Source organism: Verrucosispora sp. WMMD573 (assembly GCF_027497175.1).
Classification (GTDB): domain Bacteria; phylum Actinomycetota; class Actinomycetes; order Mycobacteriales; family Micromonosporaceae; genus Micromonospora.
Map to the genome: position 1 here is coordinate 1917005 of NZ_CP114901.1, position 19618 is coordinate 1936622.

Here is a 19618-nt window from a genome sequence, read left to right on the forward strand (position 1 = left end):
GTCGCGCGGGTCCAGCGGATGCTGGACGCCTGCGCCGAACTCGTCGACGAGGTGGGGTACGAGGGACTGACCACCACCCTGCTCGCCGAGCGGGCCGAGGTGGCGATCGGGTCGGTCTACCAGTTCTTTCCGGACAAGCGGGCGATCGTGCAGGCGCTGACGCTGCGCACGATGGAGTCCTACCTCCAGCGGCTCGATGAACGCTTCGCCTCGGACGACCTGACCCACTGGTGGGACGGAGTCGACGCGGGGATCGATGAATACATCACGATGCACCGCACCGTTCCCGGGTTCCGTACCCTGCACTTCGGCGACGTGGTCGACCTGCATCTGCTCGATGAGCAGCGGGACAACAACGGGGTGATCGCCGACCAGCTGGCCCGGGTGCTCACCGAGCGGTTCGGGCTGGCTGACGTGCCGGACCTGCGTTTCCATCTGGAGATCGCGGTCGAAGCGGCCGACGCCCTGATCAAGCTGGCGTTCCGGCGCAAGCCGGACGGGGACGACCGGGTGCTGACCGAGGCGAAGGCGCTGATCCGGGAGTACCTGCACCGGCAGGTCAACGCTCGGGGTGACGCCGGTCGCCGGCCGGTGGGGCAGCCGGCGAAGCCGGCCGACGACCAGATCGTCGTCGACGCCGAGCCCGTGCAGCCGGCGGCCCAACCCGCCTGACACCGACCAGCCGGACCGCCAAGCCAGGCCGACCAGCCGGGCCGACCAGCCGGGCCGCCAAGCCGGGCCGCCAAGCCAAGCCGGGCCGACCGACCCGGGGCCGACCGACCCGGGGGCGGGAACGGTCACCGACCGGATGGTCAGAGGAAGGCCCGACCCTCGCCCCGGTAGGTCGGCACGGTGGCCACCACCTGGTCGCCGTCGACCAGGTGCAGCTCGTTGACCCGTTCACACAGCTCGCCCGACTTCGCGTGCCGGAACCAGACCCGGTCGCCGATGCGCAGGTGGGCGGCGGGTGTGCCGGTCAGCGGGGTCTGCACCTCGCCGGCACCCTCGGTGCCGAGCAGGCTGAGCCCGGCGGGCAACCACGGGCGGGGTAGCCGACTGCGGTCGGCCGAGCCGGAGGCGATCCAGCCACCGCCCAGCACAGTGGCCAGGTCGGGCGTCGGGCGTCGGACCACCCCGCAGGCGAAGAAGGCCGCCGGGGTGGGACGCCAGGCGCGGTAGGCGTCGAACAGCGTCGGCCCGTACAGGCCCGATCCCGCGGTGATCTCGGTCACCGCGGGGTCGGCGCGGGTCGCGGCCACGCTGCCGGTGCCGCCGCCATTTACGAACTCCAGGTCGGCGTGCTCGCGTACGGCGGCCACCGCCGCGCTCCGGCGGACCAGCAGCTCGCGGTACGAACCGCGTTGGGCCAACCGGATCGCGGCGCCGAGCGTCGCCCGCCCGGGCGGTGCGTCGCCCAGGCCGGCGATCTGCGCCTCGTACGACATCAGCCCGACCAGGCGGAAGCCCGGCCGGCGAGCGACGGTGGCGGCCAGCCGGCCGGCCGCCCGGGCGCTGTGCACGGGTGACCGGCGGACGCCGACGTGCAGCCGCCCGCCGAGCAGCCGCCACGAGGCGTCCAGGTCCAAGCAGATGCGCAGCTCGGAGCGGCATCCCGGGGGCGACACCGCGTCGCAGAAGTCCAGTTGATCCGGGTCGTCGACCATCAGGGTGATCGCTCCGGCCAGCACCGGATCGGCACCGAGTTCGGTGAGCGCGCCTCGGTCGACGGTGGGGTACGCCACCAGCACGTCGGCGCTGGTCCCGCTGCGAACCAGCCAGATCGCCTCGGGCAGGGTGAATGCCAGCACCGCCGGCCAGCCCGGCCGGGCCAGCGTGCGGGCGATCAGCTCGCGGCTGCGCACCGACTTGCTGGCGACCCGCAACGGCTTGCCGTCGGCCAGGCCGACGAGGGCGGCGGCGTTGGCGTCGAAGGCGTCGAGGTCGACCACCGCGTACGGCGGGTCGAGGTGTGCGGTCGCCCGGTCCAGCCGGTGGCGCAGATTCTCGCTGTCGGTGGCCACGTGTGCACGCTAACTGTGAAACGGTGAATGCGAAATACCCTCGCGTCCGCGTTGCCTGGGTCGGGCTGGCCACGGCGGCCTAGGCTCGGCGAGCAGGCGGTGCAGGACGGGAGGACGTCCTTACCGGGTCTAGAGTGTTCCACCGGGGGTGCCCAGCGATGGGCCGGCACGTGGAGGTACGGCCATCGAAAGCGAGTTCAACGGCGAGTCGTCCGGCGTGTCGCCGTCCACGGACCAACCTGCCGGCACGGCCGGGCAGCCCACCGGCGCGACCGGCCAGCCCGGCGGTGCCACGAACCAGTCCGGCAAGGCGGGGACGCAGAGCCCGTCGGGCGGCCCCGGCGGCCAACCCGACCTGACCGGGTACGGTGCGATCCGCTCGGTGCTGCGCATCCGGCCGTTCCGGCGGCTCTGGATCGTGCTCGGCGCAGCCTCCTTCGGTGACTGGCTCGGCCTGCTCGCCACAAGCGTCTTCGCCGCCGCCCAGGTGGAGGGGAGCACCGCCAAGGGCGCGGCCTTCGGTGGCGTGATCGCCATTCGGCTGTTACCCGCCCTGCTGCTCGGCCCGGTCGCCGGAGTGCTCGCCGACCGGTTCGACAGGCGCTGGACGATGGTCATCTGCGACCTGCTGCGGTTCGTGCTCTTCGCCTCCATCCCGCTCTACGCGCTGACCGGCGCCAGCGGCGCGCGGGTGGTCAGTTGGGCGGCGATCGCCACCTTCCTGATCGAGACGGTCACCCTGCTCTGGATCCCGGCCAAGGAAGCCGCGGTACCGAACCTGATCCCACGGGCCCGGCTGGAGTCGGCCAACCAGCTCACCCTGATCACCACGTATGGCCTGACCCCGGTCTTCGCCGCGATCGTGCTCTCCGCGCTCGACGGCATCGTCCGGGGTGCCACCGGCGGCGAGATGCCGGACTGGGCCCAGCCGGCCCAACTCGCGCTCTGGTTCAACGCGTTCTCCCGGCTCGCCACCGCCGTCGTGGTGGCCTTCGGCATCAAGGAGATCAGCCAGGGTCAGACCGACGAGCAGGAGCGCACCGAGCAGAGCATGATGCGCCAGTTCACCGAGGGCTGGCGGTTCATCGGCCAGACCCCGCTGGTGCGCGGGCTGGTCCTCGGCATCCTCGGCGCCTTCGCCGGGGGCGGCATCGTCATCGGCACGGCCCGGTTCTTCGCCGACTCGCTCGGTGCCGGCGACGCGGCGTTCTACCTGCTGTTCGGCGCGATCTTCATCGGCCTGGCGATCGGCATCGGGCTCGGGCCGATGATCGTGCGGGAAATGTCCCGGCGTCGCTGGTTCGGCATGAGCATCGTGCTGGCCAGCGCCTCGGTGATGACCCTGGCCTTCGCCATCCACCTGTCCATGGCGCTTGTCGGCGCGGTCTTCGTCGGGGCCGGCGCCGGGATGGCCTTCCTCTCCGGCACCACCCTGCTCGGCGGCGAGGTCGCCGACGAGGTACGCGGCCGGGTCTTCGCCGTGGTGCAGATCGGTACCCGGCTCGTGCTGATCCTGGCGATCGCGCTCGGAAGTTTGCTGGCCGGTGTCGGTGGTTCCCGCACGCTCACCATCGCCGACCTCGGCATCTCCGTCTCCTCCACCCGCCTGCTGCTGCTCGCTGCCGGCGCGGCCGGAATCTTCGCCGGGATCAGCGCCTTCGGGCAGATGGACGACAAGAAGGGCGTGCCGGTCCTGGCCGACCTGTGGGGGTCGATCCGGGGCCGTCCGCTGATGCCGGCCGAGCCGTTCGTCTCCGCCGGACTCTTCGTGGTCTTCGAGGGCGGCGAGGGCGCCGGCAAATCGACCCAGCTCGGCAAGCTGGCCGAGCTGCTGCGCGGCCAGGGACGGGACGTGGTGGTCACCCGGGAACCGGGCGCCACCGGCGTCGGCGCCCGGATCCGGTCACTGGTGCTGGACACCGCGACCGACGAGGCGCCCTCACCGCGCGCCGAGGCGCTGCTCTACGCCGCCGACCGGGCGCATCATGTGGCCACCGTGGTCCGGCCCGCCCTGACCCGGGGCGCCGTCGTGATCAGCGACCGGTACGTCGACTCGTCCCTGGCCTACCAGGGTGCCGGCCGGACGCTGCCGGTCGACGAGGTGTCCTGGCTCTCCTCCTGGGCCACCGGCGGGCTCAAGCCCGATCTGGTCGTGCTGCTCGACGTCGATCCGCGTACCGGGCTGTCCCGGGTCGCCGCGCGCGCGGAGAGCGCCGACCGTCTGGAGGCCGAGTCGATCACCTTCCACGACCGGGTCCGGTACGCCTTCCTCGATCTCGCTGCCGCCGACCCGAAGCGTTACCTGGTGCTCGACGCCGCCCGCTCGGTCGAGGAAATCGCCGAGCGGGTCGCCCGCCGGGTGGAGGACCTGCTCGGCAACGCCGACGGGGTCGATCACCCGGGCCGGGCGCAGGGTCCGGACACCTCGGTGCAGCCCGAGTTATCCCCGTCGGAGCTGGTGACGACGGAGCGGACCTGATGCCGGACGCCTTCGCCGATCTGGTCGGGCAGGACGAGGCGGTGCAGACGCTGCGCCGGGCCGCCGCGGCTGCCGCCGCCGTGCTGCGCACCACCGGCGAACCCGAGGCGGCCCTCGGCGCTGACCCGGGCGGAGGTATGACCCACGCCTGGATCTTCACCGGACCGCCCGGTTCGGGCCGATCGGTCGCGGCACGGGCCTTCGCCGCCGCGTTGCAGTGCGTGCACGGCACCGGCTGCGGCGAGTGCCCCGGCTGCCACACCACCCTCGCCGGCACCCACGCCGACGTCCGGCTGGTGGTGCCCGAAGGGCTCTCCATCGGGGTCAACGAGATGCGGGCGCTGGTGCTGCGCGCGGCAAGTACGCCGTCCGGTGGGCGCTGGCAGGTAGTCATCATCGAAGACGCCGACCGGCTGACCGAGGCGGCCGGCAACGCACTGCTCAAGGCGGTGGAGGAACCCCCACCGCGTACGGTCTTCCTGCTCTGCGCGCCGTCCACCCACCCGGACGACATCTCGGTGACCATCCGGTCGCGGTGCCGGGTGGTGCCGTTGCGACAGCCGGCGGCCGAGGCGGTGGCCGACGTGCTCGTCCGTCGGGACGGGATCGCCCCCGACGTGGCCCGCTGGACGGCCGCCGCCACGCAGGGCCATGTCGGGCGGGCCCGCCGGTTGGCGCGTGATCCACAGGCTCGTGCCCGGCGGGAGGCGGTGCTTGCGGTGCCGCGTCGGCTCACCGGGGTCGGTGCCGCCTTCGACGCGGCGTCCGCGCTGATCGAGGCCGCTGAGGCCGAGGCCGAGGCGTCGGTCGCGGAGATCGATACCGCGGAGCGTGCGGCGCTGGAGACGGCGCTCGGCGCCGGCGGCACCGGTCGGGGCGCGGCCGGCGCCGCCCGGGGAGCCGCCGGGCAGCTCAAGGACCTGGAACGACGCCAGAAGTCACGGGCGACCCGGGCTCAGCGGGACGCGCTGGACCGGGCTCTGGTGGACCTCGCCGCCTTCTACCGGGACGCGTTGACCCTGGCGCTGGGTGCGCCGGTGTCGCCGGTGCACTCCGACACCGCCGAGCTGGCCGAGGCCGGTGCCCGTAGCTGGCGGGCGGAGGGGACGCTGCGCCGCCTGGAGGCGGTGCTCACCTGTCGCGCCGCGATCGAGGCCAACGTCAAGCCCCGGATCGCCGTCGAGGCGATGATGCTCGCCCTGTGGAAGGGCTGACCGCCGCCGCTCGGCGTCCCCGGCCGCCTGTAGCCGGACCGTTGCCCACAGCCATCGACAGGCGCAATTCGCGTGCGGTACGGTCCGGTGTGCCGTGGTGACGGTGACGGCACGCACAGTGATGAAACCGGGAGGAGTCCGGCGATGCCGCGGGGTGAGATCGACGAGGCATGGATAGAGGAGGCGGTCCGGCGCTACCGCCGCATCGAGTCCCTCCAGGCCGAGTTCGACCAGGCTGTGGCAACTGTCGAAGTCACCGTCCGCTCCCCGGACGGCCTGGTCGAGGTGGTGGTCACCGCCGGCGGCCGGATCACCGACGTGCGGTTTCTCGGCCCCCTGCACGCCCGGGCACCGCGCGACGTCGCCGACTCGGTGCGAGCCGCGGTCGCCGCCGCCGCCGACGCTGCCGAGTGGGCGAGGGAAAAGCTGCACAACGAGACCTTCACCGCGTACCGACCGCTGACAGGGGCCTGAGATGGACAGCCTTCGCATCCTGGCTGGCCGCCTCGACGAGGCGAGCGCGACGCTCACCGCGCTCTCCCGATCGGTCACCGCCGGGGATCCGGCGCAGGTGGCGTTCGGCGCCGACGCACCCGGCCGACCGGGCGAGATCGGTCGGGCGCTGCACCGGCAGTGGGTGGCCGCCACCGGTGATCGCGCCCGGGAGGCGCACACCGCTGCCACGCAGGTGGCGTCCGTGGCCGCCGCGCTGCGCGAAGCCGCTGAGCGCTACTCCGACACCGATTCCGCAGTTGCCCGCAGGCTCGCCGGTGAGGCGTGATGGATCTCCTGGACCGGCTCGCCGAGCCCGGCCTCGACCTGCTCGGGCGGGTCGACACGCTGCTCGCGGCGGGCGCTCCCGAGGGGCACCGGGTCTGGCCCTTGCTGCGCCGGATGCAGGTGCTGCCCGGTGACGCGATGCGCGGCTTCCTCGACCTGCGGCCGGGGCCGCTGGCCACCGCGGGGCACGCCGTGCGCCGGCACGTGCACGGCTACGACCACGCCTGCGCCGCGCTGACCGACCCGTTGCTCTGGTCCGGCTCGGCCGCCATGGCGTACGGCCAGTCCCGCGCGGCGCTCCTGCGGCATCTTGACGAGGGCCCCGAGAGCCTGGTCGGGCGGCTGGAAGCCACCGCCGGCTACGCCGACGCGCTCGCCGACTGGGTGGAAGGCAGCCGGCTCGCCGTGGCCCGAGCACTGGCCGAGGCGATCGGCTCGGCCGAGGCGGTGGCCGTCGTCGCCGCCACCTCGGTACGCCGCGGGGCGCCGGACTCCGGAGCGTCCGGGTCGGTTGGAGTGGCCGCCGCCGAGATCGGCGCCCGGGTGCTGGCGGTGCTCTGCGTCGCGTACGACGGCGCGGAGACCCTGTTGCGGCAGTGGTCACCAAGCCTGGCCGAGTCGCCGTGGCGGCCGGGAGGCGGGCGGTTCCGCCCGGACGCCGGTGGTGGCCCGGCTGGCGGCCGGACGACCCGGGTCGGCTGGTGAGGCCGGCGAGACCGTCCGGTCATCGCTCCGGTCGTCGTCGGGCGTCCGCCAACACCGTCGCCGATTCCTGCGCTCGCGCTTCGCCTGGGCCCGGGACATCCGTCGGCCCGCACTCCGCAGGGTGCACGGCGCCGCTCGCGGGCACCCTTGCGGGTGGTCCGTCAGCGACGCCGTGACCTTCCCTGCACCCCCCGCAGGTCTGCTCTCCACAACGCGTTCGGCCCGGTCTTGTCCCGCCCGTGACGCAGGTTTCAGCCGTCCGGGCGGCATCGTCGTACCTGCGGTCGGGATGGGGATCGGTCGAGTCGACAATCGTGGATGGGGGCACGGCGTGCGGCGGCGCGGGCCCTGGCGGAACGCCGCCGCCGATCGACCCGGCGCGTTCCCGCCCGCGCGACGTAGGGTGAGGGGATGGGCATGCTCTGCGCGGTCAGCTTCCAGCGGTACGGGCGTCTCTACTACCTCGACCCCGGCGAGCTGAGTCCGCAGGTGGGCGACAAGGTGCTGGTGCCCACCGACGACGGCCCCGAGGTGGCGGAGTGCGTGTGGGCGGCGCAGTGGGTCACCGACGACACGGCGGGTTTTCCCCGGCTGGCAGGGCTGGCCCAGGAGGAGGACCTGCGCCGCGACGAGGAACTGCGGCGGCGTAAGGCCGAAGCGAAGGTCGCGGCCAAACGGCTGATCCGCGAGCACGGCCTGCCGATGAAGGTGGTGGCGGTCGACCACGTGCTCGGCAACGGCGAGGGCAGCGGTGAGCGCAGCACGATCTACTTCACCGCCCCGCACCGGGTGGACTTCCGCTCCCTGGTCCGCGATCTCGGCGCGACCCTGCACTGTCGGGTGGAACTGCGCCAACTGTCAGCCCGCGATTCGGCCCGGGTGCAGGGTGGCATCGGCTCCTGCGGGCGGGATCTGTGCTGCGCCACCTTTCTGAACGACTTCGAGCCGGTCACCATCCGGATGGCCAAGGACCAGGATCTTCCCCTCAACCCGCTGCGCATCTCCGGCGCGTGCGGTCGGCTGATGTGCTGCCTCAAGTACGAACATCCCCTCTACGCCAACTTCGCCGAATCCGCCCCGGCGATCGGCACCCGCGTCACCACCCCGGAGGGCGAGGGCCGCGTCGTCGGTCACAGCGTCCCGAGAGACGCGGTCACCGTCCGCCTGGACGCCGACGGCTCCCGCTCCAGGTGCTCCCGCGCCGACGTCTGCGGCTCCCGCCGCGCCCACGACCAAACCCACATCCCCTGACACCTCTTCTGGCTTTATGCGTTGATCATGAGGTTAGCGGCAGTTTCGATCTCCAGAGTTGCCGCTAACCTCATGATCAACAGCGTGGGTTGGGTGGGTGGGCGGGGTTAGGTGAGGGTGGTGGGGGGTTCGGCTAGGCGGGGGGTCAGCGGGGTGGTGGGGGTTAGCCAGGAGGAGTCGGGGGAGTCGTGGGGGTTTACGCGCCAGTCGCGGGCTACGCGGTCGATGGCGATCGGGTAGAGGGTGAGGGTGCCGTCGGGATCGATGCGCATCCTGACGAAGCCCTTGGCGTCCTCGATGCCCTGCCCGGCGAACAGCTCGTTGACGTTCACCCCGAACGCGCTCGCGAGCAGCAGGTAGGCGGCCACCAACTGGCTGGCCACCAGCCCGATCACCGGCAGGTAGACCACTGCCGCCGCGACCGCAGGCAGCGGCCAGGACCAGTCGTGGAACGGTAGCGCGAGCCAGGCCCAGGTGCCGGCGGCGGCCAGCCCGACGTGTGCCAACCCGTGCCCGACGCCGAGGATCCAGTGTCGGGCGTGCCGCTTGCCGCTGGAACTGGGCGGTTTGGCGAACATCGCCGCCGCGAGCACCGTCACCAGCACCATCATCACCAGCGGCACGCTGAACAGCCGCTGCTCGGAGGCCTCGGACCGGAAGTCGGTCACACCGGCCATGGAGAGCATCAGCAGGGTTTGCAGCACGCCCAGCAACGTCGAGAAGCCCGGGTTGCGGCGCGGCAGCCGGGCGAAGATCCCCCAGCCGTACCGGCGGGAGCGGGCCGCGTCGGGGTAGCGGCCCGCCAACTCGTACGCCCGGGTCGGGCTGGACCGGCGGGCCAGGGTGTCGGGCGGTGGCACCTCAAGGCGCTCGGGGAGCTTGTGCGTCGGGTACAGGTAGGCGCCGCCGCTGCCGGAGGTGACCAGCTGCCGCCCGTCCGGACCGGTGTACCGCGCGTAGTGGTGCAGGTCGCCGGAGATCAGCAGCCGGACCTGAGCGCCGGTGGGCGCGACGATGGTCCGGATGAAGTAGTCGATCGAGTCGTACGCGGTGGGCTGGTCGACGGCCTTCACCCAGGCCGGAGCCGGCACCGCCATGATCACCCGGCTCTGCGGTCCGAGTCGCTTCGCGACCGCGTCGAAGTAGGTGAGCTGCGGGTCGTCGACGTACGAGCCGGACTGGTCGTCGAGACCGAGCAGCCACCAGTCGGCCGGCAACTCGACGGCGAAGTACGACCGGGACTGGCCGGTACGCCAGCCGCCGAAGTGCCGGTCCCGGGTACGGACGAACAGCCGCAGGAACGCGGTCAGCCCGTCGTACCAGTCGTGGTTGCCGGGCACCGCGAAGATCGTCGGCTGCTCCGCCGGGGTGGCCGGCAGTGCCGCCTGGTACGGCCCCTTGCACCGGTCCTCGTACGCCGCGTACTCCGCCGACGGGTAGACCTGGTCGCCACCCATCACCAGGGTCTGTGCCCGGGGCAGCCGGTGCCCGTCCACGGTGATCTCCCGCTGGGCGAGCAGGTAGGCCACCGAGTAGGTGGCGTTGAACCCGTCACCAAGGTCGGCCACGTAGTCGAGCCAGAGCCCGCCGTCCGGCCCCACCTGCCGGGAGATCTCCGCGTCCAGCGCCTTCTGAAGCTCCCGCTTGTCCAGGTAGGCCCCGAACAGCATCGCCAGCAGCGTACGCAGGCCGGTGCTGATCAGCAGGAACGGCGCGAGCCACGGCACCGGCTTACGGGGGGTGAAACCCAACTCCAACGGATCGGTGCTGCGAGGCCGCCGAGCCGCCCGGCCTCCGGCGGCCTCCCCGGCGTACGGCCCCTGCGGCTGCGTCCGATCGCCGGTCGAGGGCCCGACATCGCCCGGTTCGTCGCGAGAGGTGTGATCGTCGGTCATTCGCCGCAGCGTAGTGCGGCCCGGCTGGCCCGACGACCCCGGAAACGCCCCCGGTGCCCGGTTCGTTCGACCCGGCAGCAATCCCGCTCGGCCCCGGAGCGGCGCGTGCCGTACACTTGACCACCGTTGCCGCCTTAGCTCAGTCGGCAGAGCGACGCACTCGTAATGCGTAGGTCGACGGTTCGATTCCGTCAGGCGGCTCGGCACGTAAGCCCAGGTCACCGACCTGGGCTTCGCCGTTTCCCGAGGCCGATGATGTCGCCGGAAGTGTCGGTCGCCGCCACCCGCCCCGCGGCCTCGGGCAGGCACCACAGTGAGAGCTGGGAGGCTGCGGCGAACGCGGTCATTCGTCCACGATCGGCGTCCACAGTATGCCCGTGACCTGCGTGCTGGGTTCGGTGTCCCCGGCATTTCCCGCATCCAGGTCGGGAGCCTCGTCGATTCGCATGAGCCCTCGGCGGCCCTCACTCGTTCTTATGCACACGAAAGCGCCGCGCTTCGCCTCGTTCCACGTGAGCGAAGGAGTCCACCCCCGTTGGGCCTTGCACGTGTCGAAATTCGGCCGCTCGACACCGGCCAGGAGCGCAAATTGAATGCCTTCCCGACCTGCGACTCCGCTGTCGGTGAAGGTGATGTCGCTGTCCTCGCCATCGGGGTCTCCGCCGCGGTTGCGAGCGGATGCCCATTGGCCGGCCGAGTCGACCTCGATCCCGTAGCCGTTGAGGTCGAGCCGTACCACACCGTTCGAGCGGGCCGGCACGTTCGAGGTGCCGAACACCGGCAGGCCCGACGTGCTCCCCGTGGGTGCCTCGTCGCCAATCGGTGATTCGGACGCGGATGTCGGCGCGGGGTCGCTACTGATCGATGGCGTCGGAAGCGCCACGGACGAGGCGCTCGACGACGGGGTGGAGCTGGTCTCCTCGCCCCCAGCGCCGTCGAGGGTCTCCGGCGTTCGCGACAGCGCCCAGGCCAGCGCCACGATCAACAGCAGGATCAGCAGCAGGACCGCAGCGATCACCAGTGGATGAGACCAGGTGGTGGCCAGTCGGCCCGGTGGCCGGGGTGGCATCCGCGCCTCCAGTACGACCGGCGGCCGCGCAGGCGGGACAGCCGCAGGCGGGTGGGGCGGCTCCGACGGTCTAACCGAGCCGCCCTGGTAGGGGCTTATCTCGCCGTCGCCACCGGGCGCTTCAGCGGCTCTGTGATCGGCTGGGCGGCTCTCCTTCGGATGGTCACGACCATCGCCGGGGATCGACATGCCTCTCATGATGTCGAGCCGTGGCAACCGCCAACAGTCGGATTCCGGACAGCCTGCCACTAGGTCGCGCTGATCCTTGCTACAGAGCGGCGGCAGGATACCGGGCCCTCGAATGGCCCGGTTGCCGTTGCCGTGGAAGCGGCCCACCGTTCGGGGCGCAACGCCGCGCAGGAGCGGGCGCTGGGACTGAGGCTCAGTCTGTTGACGGCGGTGCAGGCCGGCGTCGCCGCGGCGACTTCGTGGTGGGTCGCCAACGACCTGCTGAACAATCCGCTAGATGGCCATCATTGCGCGCTGCGGCGTCGCTTCCCGATTGGACCGAGGTGGGTGTGCTCGAAGCCCTCGGTCGTCTTGAGGCCGTAGCCGAGTGCGCGGTCGACGGCGATGTGGAACACCCACGCGATGGCGAGGACGCCGAGCCAGTCGATCGGCTCCCGGAATGCGGCGAGGGCCACCGCGACCGCGCCGAGCAGCGCCGGCAGCGCGTAGGAGTGCACCAGGTTGTAGCAGAAGGCGCCCACGTGCGGGCCGCGCAGATAGCCGACCATCGACATGTCGAAGATCAGGAAGAGGGCGAGCAGCCACCACCACGCGTACCCGACGGCGATGGTCACCACGATGGCGAAGGCTGCCACCACGACGCCCTCGATGCGCTGTGTCTGGACCGGGTTCAACATCCGACATCTCCAAGCTGGCGGTTCAGGGGTCACAGCCAGTCGTGCTCGCGGGCGTAACGCGCGGCCTCGTGGCGGGTGTGGGTCTGGGTCTTCTGCATGGCGTTGGACAGGTAGTTGCGTACCGTGCCCTGGGCGAGGTGGAGCCGGGCGGCGATGTCGGCGACCGAGTAGCCCTCGCTCGTCACCCGCAGCACGTCGAGTTCCCGCTCGGTGAGTGGGCAGTCGTCGACGATGGCGAGCGCGGAGACGTCGGGGTCGATCCACCGTCTGCCCGCGTGCAGGTCGGTGATGACCGAGGCGATGTGGGCCGGCTCGGCCGACTTGCTGACGAAACCCTGGACGCCGAGCTTCAGCGCCTTGCGCAGCACGCCGGGCCGGGCATGTCGGGTCAGCATGAGGACCACCTGCTCCGGTCGGACGCGGCGGATCTGGGTGATGGCGCCGAGGCCGTCCGTGCCGGGCATCTCCAGGTCGATGACCAGCACGTCGGGCCGGTGCCGCAGGGTGGCCTCGACGGCGGTCTCGCCGTTTGTCGCCTCGGCGACGATGTCGATGTCGCCTTCGAGCGGCAGTAGCGCCGCCAGCGCCTTGCGCAGTAGGGCCTCGTCGTCAGCGAGCACGATGGTGATGGTCATCGGTGATCCTCCGCAGCGCCGCCGGTGGCAGCATCGGCACGGGCGGCCGGGAACCTCGCGGCGGTCAGGAAGCGCCCGTCCTGCTGTCGTACGGCCAGCTCACCGCCGTCGGCTGCCAGCCGTTGCCGGAGGTTGGACAGCCCTCTGAGCTCGGGCAGCGTATCGCCGCTCACGCCGTCGTTGACGATCGAGATGCCGGCTTCGGAGAGCGTGATCTGCACCTGGGTGGCCTGTGCATGTCGCAGGATGTTCGTGGTGGTCTCGCGCAGGACCTGGCCGAGCAGTTCGCTGCTGCGTGGATCCACCTCGGCCTCCCGGGTCACCCGGACCCGGATGCCCGCCGCCTCGAACAGGTTCTTCGCGTTCTCGAGTTCCGCCGAGAGGTTGAGTCGGCGCTGGGCGTACGCCAGTTCCTTGGTCTGGGTGATGGTGTCGCTCACCAGAGCGTACGTCTCCCGCAGCTCCTTCTCGGCTCGGTCGGTGTCGCTGAGCACCAGTTTCCGGGCCAGCGCGATCTTCAGCTTGACCACGTGCAGGGTGTGGCCCTGGATGTCGTGCAGATCGCTGGCGAAGCGGACGCGTTCGCGGATGACCGCGAGCTCCGCCTCCCGCTCCCGGGCGTGGTCCAACTCCCGGATGAGGTCGTAGAAGCGCTCGCCGACGATCGTCAGGACGGTCACCAGGATGGTGAGGACCGTCGGGACGAGGACATAGGTGATCAGGACGCCGCGGACGTCGTCCTGCTCGACCAGGAATCGCATCGCGCCGACGGCGGCGACGTAGCTGAACAGCCCGACCGCTGCCGGGGCCCGGAGGCGTACCTGGCGGAGGGCGAGGGACCCCACGGCGCAGACCCCCCAGTAGGCGTTGGGGCTGCCGGTCAGCAGCACCCCGAGCGGCCACACCACAGCCCCGACGATCGTGCAGGGCAGGGCGACCCGGGCGAGGTCGTCCGCCGTCCAGCGTTCGAAGGCCACCACCGCTGCCACGGCACCGGGGGCCAGGACGATGAAATGCCACCAGGTGTGCGCGTCGGTGGCCAGGAGCACCACCGCGGCGAACACGACCGGTGGAAGTGACGTGAGGAGATTGATCCGGCGCAGCCGCCTCTGCGTCGTCTTGGTGAAGGCCGGCGATCTCGCGGTCACCCAGCCAGTATTCCCACGTCCTGACCGGGCGAGCAGTGACACCACGTCATATGTACCCGTGACGTGGCACCACTGATGGATCGGCGCAACCGCTGCTGTCATTGGTGCATGTCCACGACACCAGTGATCGAAGTCGAACGGCTGAACGTCAAGTACGGCGACTTCCACGCCGTGAAGGATCTTTCCTTCGAGGTCCGGCGCGGCGAACTGTACGCGCTGCTCGGCACGAACGGGGCGGGGAAGACCTCGACCCTGGAGACCATCGAGGGACACCGGACGCCGACCTCTGGCAGCGTGCGGGTCTTCGGCCATCAACCGGGCGACCGTCGGGTGGTCCGTCCCCGGATGGGGGTGATGCTCCAGGAGAGTGGTTTCTCCCCCGACCTCACGGTCCGCGAATCGGTCCGGCTGATCGGCACCCTGACCCGGCGGACCGACGATGTCGACCGGGTGCTCGACGTCGTCGACCTCACCGGCAAGGCCGGCCGGAAGGTCTCCCAGCTCTCCGGCGGGGAGAAGCGGCGGTTGGACTTCGCCACCGCCGTCTACGGCAACCCGGAGCTGATCTTCCTGGACGAGCCGACCACCGGCCTGGACGTCCAGTCGCGGGATCACCTGTGGACGACCGTGGACCGGCTCCGGGAGAACGGCGCGACGATCGTGCTCACCACGCACTACCTGGAGGAGGCGCAGCAGCGCGCCGACCGGATCGGGCTCATGCACGAGGGCACCTTCCACCGTGAGGGCACCGTCTCCGAGCTGACCCGCACGCTGCCGGCGGTCATCCGCTTCTCGCTGCCGCCGACGGCACCGGCGCTGCCGGTGCAGGCCGCCACGGATGGCGACGGCAGGGTCGTGATCGAGACCTTCGGCCTGCAGAAGGACCTGCACGTCCTGCTCGCCTGGGCGCAGGACCACGCCGTGGAGCTGCGGGACCTGGAGGCCGGGCCGACCCGGCTCGACAACGTCTTCCGCGCCATCAGCGGCTGACCCGTCTCCCGAGAGGATTTCTTCCCGTGTTCCCCATCGCCTTCAGCGAGTTGATCCAGATCTTCCGGAACCGGCTGGTGCTGGTCACCAGCTTCATCATTCCGGTGGTCGTCTCCGCGTACTTCGTCCGTCAGCACGAAACCTTCGCCGCGCTCGGCAGCCTCGGCTACATCGCGGCGATCGTGCTGTTCACCGTGGCCGCGTTCGGTCTCTACGCCACGACCGTGACGACTCTGGCGTCCCGGCGGCAGAATCTCTTCCTCAAACGGCTGCGCTCCACGGCCATCGGTGACGCCGGCATCATCGCCGGCCTGCTGCTGCCTGCCACCGTGGTCGCCGTGGTGCAGGTGGCTGCGATCCTGACCGCGCTGGCCATGGTTGCCGGCGGGCCGGCCAACATACCCCTGCTGGTGGTGGCGATCGTCGCGACCGTGGCCATGCTGCTCGGCCTGGGGCTGGCCACCGCCGGCCTGACGAACTCACCCGAGCACGCCCAGGTCACCACCCTGCCCGTCACCCTCGGTGTGATCGGTGTGGCCAGCTGGGTGGGCATCAGCGGCACCGAGGACCTCGCCCTGCTCAAGCGGCTGCTGCCCGGTGGCTCCGCGACCGAGATGGTGATGAACGCCTGGAACGGTGGCGTCGCCGTGACCGACTCCCTGCTCCTGCTGGCCCCGACGCTGGGCTGGGTCGTCATCGCCGTCGTGGCGGCCACCCGCCTGTTCAAGTGGGAGCCCCGCCGGTGAGGGCGGCAAGCGTCGCGGAGATGGCCGCGCAACACCCCGACCAGCCATCCGACCACGCCGCGCACTGCCCTGGAAGACGTACGACGAAGGAGCGACCGTGACCGCCGAGACGACGCGACCCGGAGCACCGACGCTGGTGGAGGACCTGCTGCTCCTGTTGTTCCAGCCGAGGTCGGGCACCATCGCCGGAGAGAACACCCTCTTCTACGTCCTCGCCGGTGCCGTACTCGCGGATCTCGCCCTCGCGGACCGGGTGACCGTGGGGAACCGGCGCAAGGTGGAGATCGCCGAGGGTCAGGCACCGTCGGACGAGTTGCTCCGACCGGCGTGGGACTACCTCTCCGAGAAGCCCCGCGGCGTCCAGACGGTGCTGGCCGCGATCGGCCCGGAGCTGCGCAAGCCGGTGTTGGAGCGGCTCGTCGAACGCGGCGACATCCGGCGCGAGGACCGGAAGCTGCTCGGCCTGTTCCGGACGACCGCGCTGCGCGACGGTGGCACCGGACGCCGCGCGGGTCTGCTGGCGGAGGTCCGGCAGGTGCTCGTGGACGGCGCGGAACCGTCGGCCCGGGTGGCCGCGCTGGTGGCGCTGCTGTCGGGCAGCGGAACCTTGCCCCAGTTCTACCGCGACATCCCGTGGACCACACCTGTGATCACCCGGGCCAAGGAACTCGAACAGGGCAACTGGGGCGCCGGTGCCGCAGCGGAAGCCGTGACCCGGACCGTGACCGCAACCGTCGTCAACAGTGTCATCGTCACCACCACAGTGATCCCCCGAAGCTAGAACACCCCCGTGAAGCCCCGGCCTGCAACGTCACGGATGTTGTCGGGTCTCGGTGGGCCGCAGGCAGCAACATCACCGAAGTTGCGGGCGGGGGGCGGTGCGGGGGCGGGTCAGGTGTAGAGGGTGGCGGCGTACTGGGGGCCGTAGTGGTGTTCCAGGTCGGCGAGAGTTTCGGCAGGGGCCTCGACCTCCTTGATCAGGCGGGCCCGGCTGGGCAGCGGGTCCGACGGCCAGGTCTCCGGCTGCCACAGCTGTGACCGGAGAAACGCCTTCGCGCAGTGGTAGAAGATCTGCTCGATCTCGACCACCACGGCGAGCACCGGCCGATGCCCCTTGACCACCATGTCGTCGAACCAGGGCGCGTCGCGCAGCAGCCGGGCCCGGCCGTTGATCCGCAAAGTGTCGGTGCGCCCTGGGATGAGGAAGATCAGGCCGACGTGTGGATTGGCCAGGATGTTGCGGTAGCCGTCGGCGCGCTTGTTGCCGGGACGCTCCGGAATGGCGATGGTCCGCTCGTCGAGTACAAGAGCGAAACCCGCCGGGTCACCCTTGGGGGAGACGTCGCAGGTGCCGTCCGCTCCGGCGGTGGCCACCAGGCAGAACGGCGACTCGGCGAGCCACTGCCGGTCACGCTCGTGCAGGCTGGTGCGCTCCTTGGCGACTGCGCGGGGGGCCGGGGTGCCGAGCAACTCGGTCAATTCGGCTGCGGATGTGATCTCCACCGTCACTGGGTGCCTCCTGATGGAGTTGACCGTGATGACGGCACCCGGGCGGGAAACCGCCAGGGTCAGTCTAGTCGCGCCCGCCCGTGAGGTTTGTCCCTCGGTGCCCGGGGTACGGACCCAATGAGCGCCCTCGGAGAGCAGTGGAGGCCCGGAGATGGAGAGTCGGCTCAAGATTCTGGGGCACCCCGTCCATCCGATGCTCGTGATGTTTCCGTTCGCCCTGCTGGTCACCGCCGTGCTGTTCGACGTCATCGACACGGTCGGTGGGCCGGATTTCCTCGGCGAGGTGGCGTACTGGAATCTCACCGTGGGCCTGATCGGCGGCCTGCTGGCCGCGGCGGCCGGGACGTTCGACCTGCTGGCGATCCCCTCCGGTACCCGGGCCAAGCGGGTGGCGCTGACCCACGCGGCCGCGAACGTCGCGGTGATCCTGCTCTTCGCCGCCGTCTGGGTGGTACGCCTCAACGCCGACTCGCGGGCCGCGGGTGGGGCACTTGTCGCCATCGAGGTGGTGGCGCTCGGCATCCTCGGTGTCGGCGGTTGGCTGGGCGGTGAACTCGTCGACCGGCTCGGGGTCGGGGTCGACCGGGAGGCCAGCCTCGACGCGCCGAGTTCCCTGCGGCCGGTGGCCGCCAGTCAACGGATGGGAGATGCGCGATGACCAGGCCGGGACGCGGCTGGCGGGGCGGTCAGCAGGGCTGGGACCCGATGGGCGAGTTGCAGTCGCTGCGGGCCGAGCTGAGCCGGCTGGTCGGTGGTCGACCGGGTCCGCCCGAGGTGGAGCTGGGCGAGACCAGCGACGGCTGGGAGGTGGTCGTCCGGCTGCCCGGCGTCGCTCCGGAGGAGGTCGCGGTGGAGTTGGACGACCGCGAGCTGTGCGTGCGGGCGCGTACGGAGGCCGAGGTCAACGCCGACCATGGCATTCCCGGCGGGTTCGAGACCCGGGGCTTCGAGTACCGCGTGCAGCTGCCGTCGCGCGTGGACCCCGAGGCGATCGACGCGGTGATGGACCACGGTCTGCTGCGGGTACGGCTGCCCCGGGCGAATCGGCCTGCGCCGCGCACCATCACCGTCGGCCGTACCGGCCCCCGGCCGGCCGGCTCGTCCGGCGGTGTGCCGAGCAGCGTCGACCCGGCGGCGGATCGGGAACTGCACCAACCGGACGTCGCCATCGGCGATTCCGGTCGGTAGCGCGCCCGGTGGCCCCGCCCGTGCTGGAAGAGGCCGCCGACCGGGTGCCCGACGTGGCCCGGGTCGCGGTGCTGCGCGCCAACGCGCTCGGTGATTTCATCTTCGTGCTACCCGCGCTGGAGGCGTTGCGGGCGGCGTACCCCAGGGCGGAGATCGTGTTGCTCGGCGCGCCCTGGCACGCGCAGCTGTGGCGGGACCGGCCGGGTCCGGTCGACCGGGTGCTGGTGGTGCCGCCCGCGCCGGGGATCCGGACGGCGACCGACGGCGAGCCAGAGTCCAGCATGGTCGACTTCCTGGCCGAGGCCCGCGCGGAACGGTTCGACCTGGCGTTGCAGCTGCACGGCGGCGGTGCCAACTCCAACCCGCTGGTGGCCGCGCTTGGTGCCCGGGTCACCGCCGGCCTGCGGGCCGAGGACGCGCCGCCGCTGGACCGCTGGCTGCGTTACGTCTACTACCAGCACGAGGTGGTCCGCTACCTGGAGGCGGTGGCCCTGGTGGGCGCTCCGGCCACCACGATCACCCCGGAGCTGGCGGTCACCGAAGCCGACCGGGCCGAGGCACGGGCCGTGCTGGGCGAGCCGGAGCGTCCCCGGGTGGCGCTGCATCCCGGGGCGACCGACACCCGGCGGCGCTGGCCCGCCGACCGTTTCGGGGAGGTGGCCCGGACGCTGCACGCCGACGGGTACGAGGTGCTGGTCACCGGCACCGCTGCCGAGCAGGAGGCGGTCGACCGGGTGGTCGCCACCGCCGGTGTGCCGGTCCGGCCGCAGGTGGGCACGCTCAGTCTGGGCGGGCTGGCCGGCTGTTACGCCGGCTGTGAGCTGGTGGTCTCCAACGACACAGGTCCGTTGCACCTGGCCGCCGCCGTCGGCACCCCCACCGTCGGCATCTTCTGGGTCGGCAACCTGATCACCACCGCTCCCGTGCTACGGGGCCGGCATCGGCCGATCACCTCGTGGACGGTGCACTGTCCGGTCTGCGGGGTGGACTGCACCCCCGGCATCTACCCGCACCGCCCCGGCGACGGCGACTGCCCGCACCGCGACTCCTTCGTCACCGACGTCCCGGTGGCCGAGGTGCTCGAAGCCGCCCGCGAGCTGCTGTTCCGCTGAGACGTCCGCT

Annotated in this window: 20 protein-coding genes and 1 tRNA gene; 14 read left to right on the plus strand and 7 right to left on the minus strand. The window is 71.5% G+C overall.

From position 1 onward, the window contains the following. Window positions 1–18: 18 nt before the first annotated feature. Window positions 19–672 (plus strand): TetR family transcriptional regulator, encoded by a 654-nt coding sequence (locus tag O7601_RS08885; RefSeq protein WP_281566853.1) that lies wholly within the window; start codon window positions 19–21, stop codon window positions 670–672. 140 nt (window positions 673–812) lie between these two features. On the opposite strand, the gene O7601_RS08890 is transcribed toward O7601_RS08885, so the two are convergent. Further along, on the minus strand, window positions 813–2021 hold the full coding sequence (locus tag O7601_RS08890; RefSeq protein ID WP_281565707.1) for an amino acid deaminase/aldolase: 1209 nt from the start codon (window positions 2019–2021) through the stop codon (window positions 813–815). Window positions 2022–2403: 382 nt separating this feature from the next. Between O7601_RS08890 and tmk the strand changes: the two genes are divergently transcribed. From tmk to ricT, 6 genes are all read left to right on the plus strand, one after another. After that, entirely contained in the window at window positions 2404–4500 is a 2097-nt protein-coding gene (gene tmk, locus O7601_RS08895) for a dTMP kinase (protein ID WP_281566854.1), read from the plus strand. Beyond that, the gene (locus O7601_RS08900) at window positions 4500–5714 is read left to right on the plus strand and encodes a DNA polymerase III subunit delta' (RefSeq protein WP_281565708.1); all 1215 of its coding nucleotides are present in this window, start codon (window positions 4500–4502) and stop codon (window positions 5712–5714) included. The genes tmk and O7601_RS08900 overlap by 1 nt, the downstream gene beginning before the upstream one ends. Before the next feature lie 144 nt (window positions 5715–5858). Next, window positions 5859–6188: a YbaB/EbfC family nucleoid-associated protein gene (locus tag O7601_RS08905; RefSeq protein WP_281565709.1), complete on the plus strand. Its 330-nt coding sequence runs from the start codon at window positions 5859–5861 to the stop codon at window positions 6186–6188. A 1-nt stretch (window position 6189) separates the two neighbouring features. After that, entirely contained in the window at window positions 6190–6495 is a 306-nt protein-coding gene (locus O7601_RS08910; protein WP_281565710.1) for a type VII secretion target, read from the plus strand. Continuing rightward, window positions 6495–7199 (plus strand): hypothetical protein, encoded by a 705-nt coding sequence (locus O7601_RS08915; RefSeq protein ID WP_281565711.1) that lies wholly within the window; start codon window positions 6495–6497, stop codon window positions 7197–7199. The genes O7601_RS08910 and O7601_RS08915 overlap by 1 nt, the downstream gene beginning before the upstream one ends. A 411-nt stretch (window positions 7200–7610) precedes the next feature. Beyond that, on the plus strand, window positions 7611–8450 hold the full coding sequence (gene ricT / locus O7601_RS08920) for a regulatory iron-sulfur-containing complex subunit RicT (protein ID WP_281565712.1): 840 nt from the start codon (window positions 7611–7613) through the stop codon (window positions 8448–8450). A gap of 107 nt (window positions 8451–8557) precedes the next feature. Here the strand turns inward: ricT and O7601_RS08925 are convergent, their stop codons facing one another. After that, window positions 8558–10345, minus strand: coding sequence for a metallophosphoesterase (locus tag O7601_RS08925; RefSeq protein ID WP_281565713.1), 1788 nt, complete (start codon window positions 10343–10345; stop codon window positions 8558–8560). 128 nt (window positions 10346–10473) lie between these two features. Here O7601_RS08925 and O7601_RS08930 point away from each other — a divergent pair. After that, a tRNA-Thr gene (locus O7601_RS08930) sits at window positions 10474–10546 on the plus strand. Window positions 10547–10688: 142 nt separating this feature from the next. On the opposite strand, the gene O7601_RS08935 is transcribed toward O7601_RS08930, so the two are convergent. The 4 genes from O7601_RS08935 to O7601_RS08950 all read right to left on the minus strand — a co-directional run bounded on the left by O7601_RS08935 (window position 10689) and on the right by O7601_RS08950 (window position 14063). After that, the gene (locus O7601_RS08935; protein WP_281565714.1) at window positions 10689–11363 is read right to left on the minus strand and encodes a hypothetical protein; all 675 of its coding nucleotides are present in this window, start codon (window positions 11361–11363) and stop codon (window positions 10689–10691) included. A 524-nt stretch (window positions 11364–11887) separates the two neighbouring features. Beyond that, window positions 11888–12280: a DUF4260 domain-containing protein gene (locus tag O7601_RS08940; protein ID WP_281565715.1), complete on the minus strand. Its 393-nt coding sequence runs from the start codon at window positions 12278–12280 to the stop codon at window positions 11888–11890. A gap of 29 nt (window positions 12281–12309) precedes the next feature. Next, complete coding sequence (locus O7601_RS08945; protein ID WP_281565716.1) at window positions 12310–12915, minus strand: response regulator transcription factor; 606 nt, start codon at window positions 12913–12915, stop codon at window positions 12310–12312. Then, entirely contained in the window at window positions 12912–14063 is a 1152-nt protein-coding gene (locus tag O7601_RS08950; protein ID WP_281565717.1) for a histidine kinase, read from the minus strand. Before O7601_RS08950 ends, O7601_RS08945 begins: the two co-directional genes overlap by 4 nt. Before the next feature lie 108 nt (window positions 14064–14171). On the opposite strand from O7601_RS08950, the gene O7601_RS08955 reads away from it, so the two are divergent. The 3 genes from O7601_RS08955 to O7601_RS08965 all read left to right on the plus strand — a co-directional run bounded on the left by O7601_RS08955 (window position 14172) and on the right by O7601_RS08965 (window position 16580). Then, on the plus strand, window positions 14172–15053 hold the full coding sequence (locus O7601_RS08955) for an ABC transporter ATP-binding protein (RefSeq protein WP_281565718.1): 882 nt from the start codon (window positions 14172–14174) through the stop codon (window positions 15051–15053). Between the two features lie 26 nt (window positions 15054–15079). Then, the gene (locus tag O7601_RS08960) at window positions 15080–15799 is read left to right on the plus strand and encodes a hypothetical protein (protein ID WP_281565719.1); all 720 of its coding nucleotides are present in this window, start codon (window positions 15080–15082) and stop codon (window positions 15797–15799) included. 97 nt (window positions 15800–15896) lie between these two features. Beyond that, a complete protein-coding gene (locus tag O7601_RS08965) occupies window positions 15897–16580 on the plus strand; it encodes a GPP34 family phosphoprotein (protein ID WP_281565720.1) in 684 nt (227 codons plus the stop codon). A gap of 110 nt (window positions 16581–16690) precedes the next feature. Here O7601_RS08965 and O7601_RS08970 read toward each other — a convergent pair whose 3' ends face one another. Beyond that, window positions 16691–17308, minus strand: a complete 618-nt coding sequence (locus O7601_RS08970) for a pyridoxamine 5'-phosphate oxidase family protein (RefSeq protein WP_281565721.1) — start codon at window positions 17306–17308, stop codon at window positions 16691–16693. A 151-nt stretch (window positions 17309–17459) separates the two neighbouring features. Between O7601_RS08970 and O7601_RS08975 the strand changes: the two genes are divergently transcribed. From O7601_RS08975 to O7601_RS08985, 3 genes are read left to right on the plus strand one after another with little or no spacing between them, the layout of a single operon-like run. After that, the gene (locus tag O7601_RS08975; protein WP_281565722.1) at window positions 17460–17966 is read left to right on the plus strand and encodes a DUF2231 domain-containing protein; all 507 of its coding nucleotides are present in this window, start codon (window positions 17460–17462) and stop codon (window positions 17964–17966) included. Next, window positions 17963–18496: an Hsp20/alpha crystallin family protein gene (locus O7601_RS08980; RefSeq protein WP_281565723.1), complete on the plus strand. Its 534-nt coding sequence runs from the start codon at window positions 17963–17965 to the stop codon at window positions 18494–18496. The genes O7601_RS08975 and O7601_RS08980 overlap by 4 nt, the downstream gene beginning before the upstream one ends. Window positions 18497–18504: 8 nt before the next feature. Next, the gene (locus O7601_RS08985; RefSeq protein ID WP_281565724.1) at window positions 18505–19608 is read left to right on the plus strand and encodes a glycosyltransferase family 9 protein; all 1104 of its coding nucleotides are present in this window, start codon (window positions 18505–18507) and stop codon (window positions 19606–19608) included. The last annotated feature ends 10 nt before the right edge of the window (window positions 19609–19618 follow it).

Excerpts from the sequence above, each read along its gene's own strand:
- O7601_RS08885 (WP_281566853.1), top strand. The coding sequence starts at position 19 with ATGCTGGACGCCTGCGCCGAACTCGTCGACGAGGTGGGGTACGAGGGA.
- O7601_RS08900 (WP_281565708.1), top strand. The coding sequence starts at position 4,500 with ATGCCGGACGCCTTCGCCGATCTGGTCGGGCAGGACGAGGCGGTGCAG.
- O7601_RS08905 (WP_281565709.1), top strand. The coding sequence starts at position 5,859 with ATGCCGCGGGGTGAGATCGACGAGGCATGGATAGAGGAGGCGGTCCGG.
- O7601_RS08910 (WP_281565710.1), top strand. The coding sequence starts at position 6,190 with ATGGACAGCCTTCGCATCCTGGCTGGCCGCCTCGACGAGGCGAGCGCG.
- O7601_RS08915 (WP_281565711.1), top strand. The coding sequence starts at position 6,495 with ATGGATCTCCTGGACCGGCTCGCCGAGCCCGGCCTCGACCTGCTCGGG.
- ricT (WP_281565712.1), top strand. The coding sequence starts at position 7,611 with ATGGGCATGCTCTGCGCGGTCAGCTTCCAGCGGTACGGGCGTCTCTAC.
- O7601_RS08925 (WP_281565713.1), bottom strand. The coding sequence starts at position 10,345 with ATGACCGACGATCACACCTCTCGCGACGAACCGGGCGATGTCGGGCCC.
- O7601_RS08940 (WP_281565715.1), bottom strand. The coding sequence starts at position 12,280 with ATGTTGAACCCGGTCCAGACACAGCGCATCGAGGGCGTCGTGGTGGCA.
- O7601_RS08945 (WP_281565716.1), bottom strand. The coding sequence starts at position 12,915 with ATGACCATCACCATCGTGCTCGCTGACGACGAGGCCCTACTGCGCAAG.
- O7601_RS08955 (WP_281565718.1), top strand. The coding sequence starts at position 14,172 with ATGTCCACGACACCAGTGATCGAAGTCGAACGGCTGAACGTCAAGTAC.
- O7601_RS08975 (WP_281565722.1), top strand. The coding sequence starts at position 17,460 with ATGGAGAGTCGGCTCAAGATTCTGGGGCACCCCGTCCATCCGATGCTC.
- O7601_RS08980 (WP_281565723.1), top strand. The coding sequence starts at position 17,963 with ATGACCAGGCCGGGACGCGGCTGGCGGGGCGGTCAGCAGGGCTGGGAC.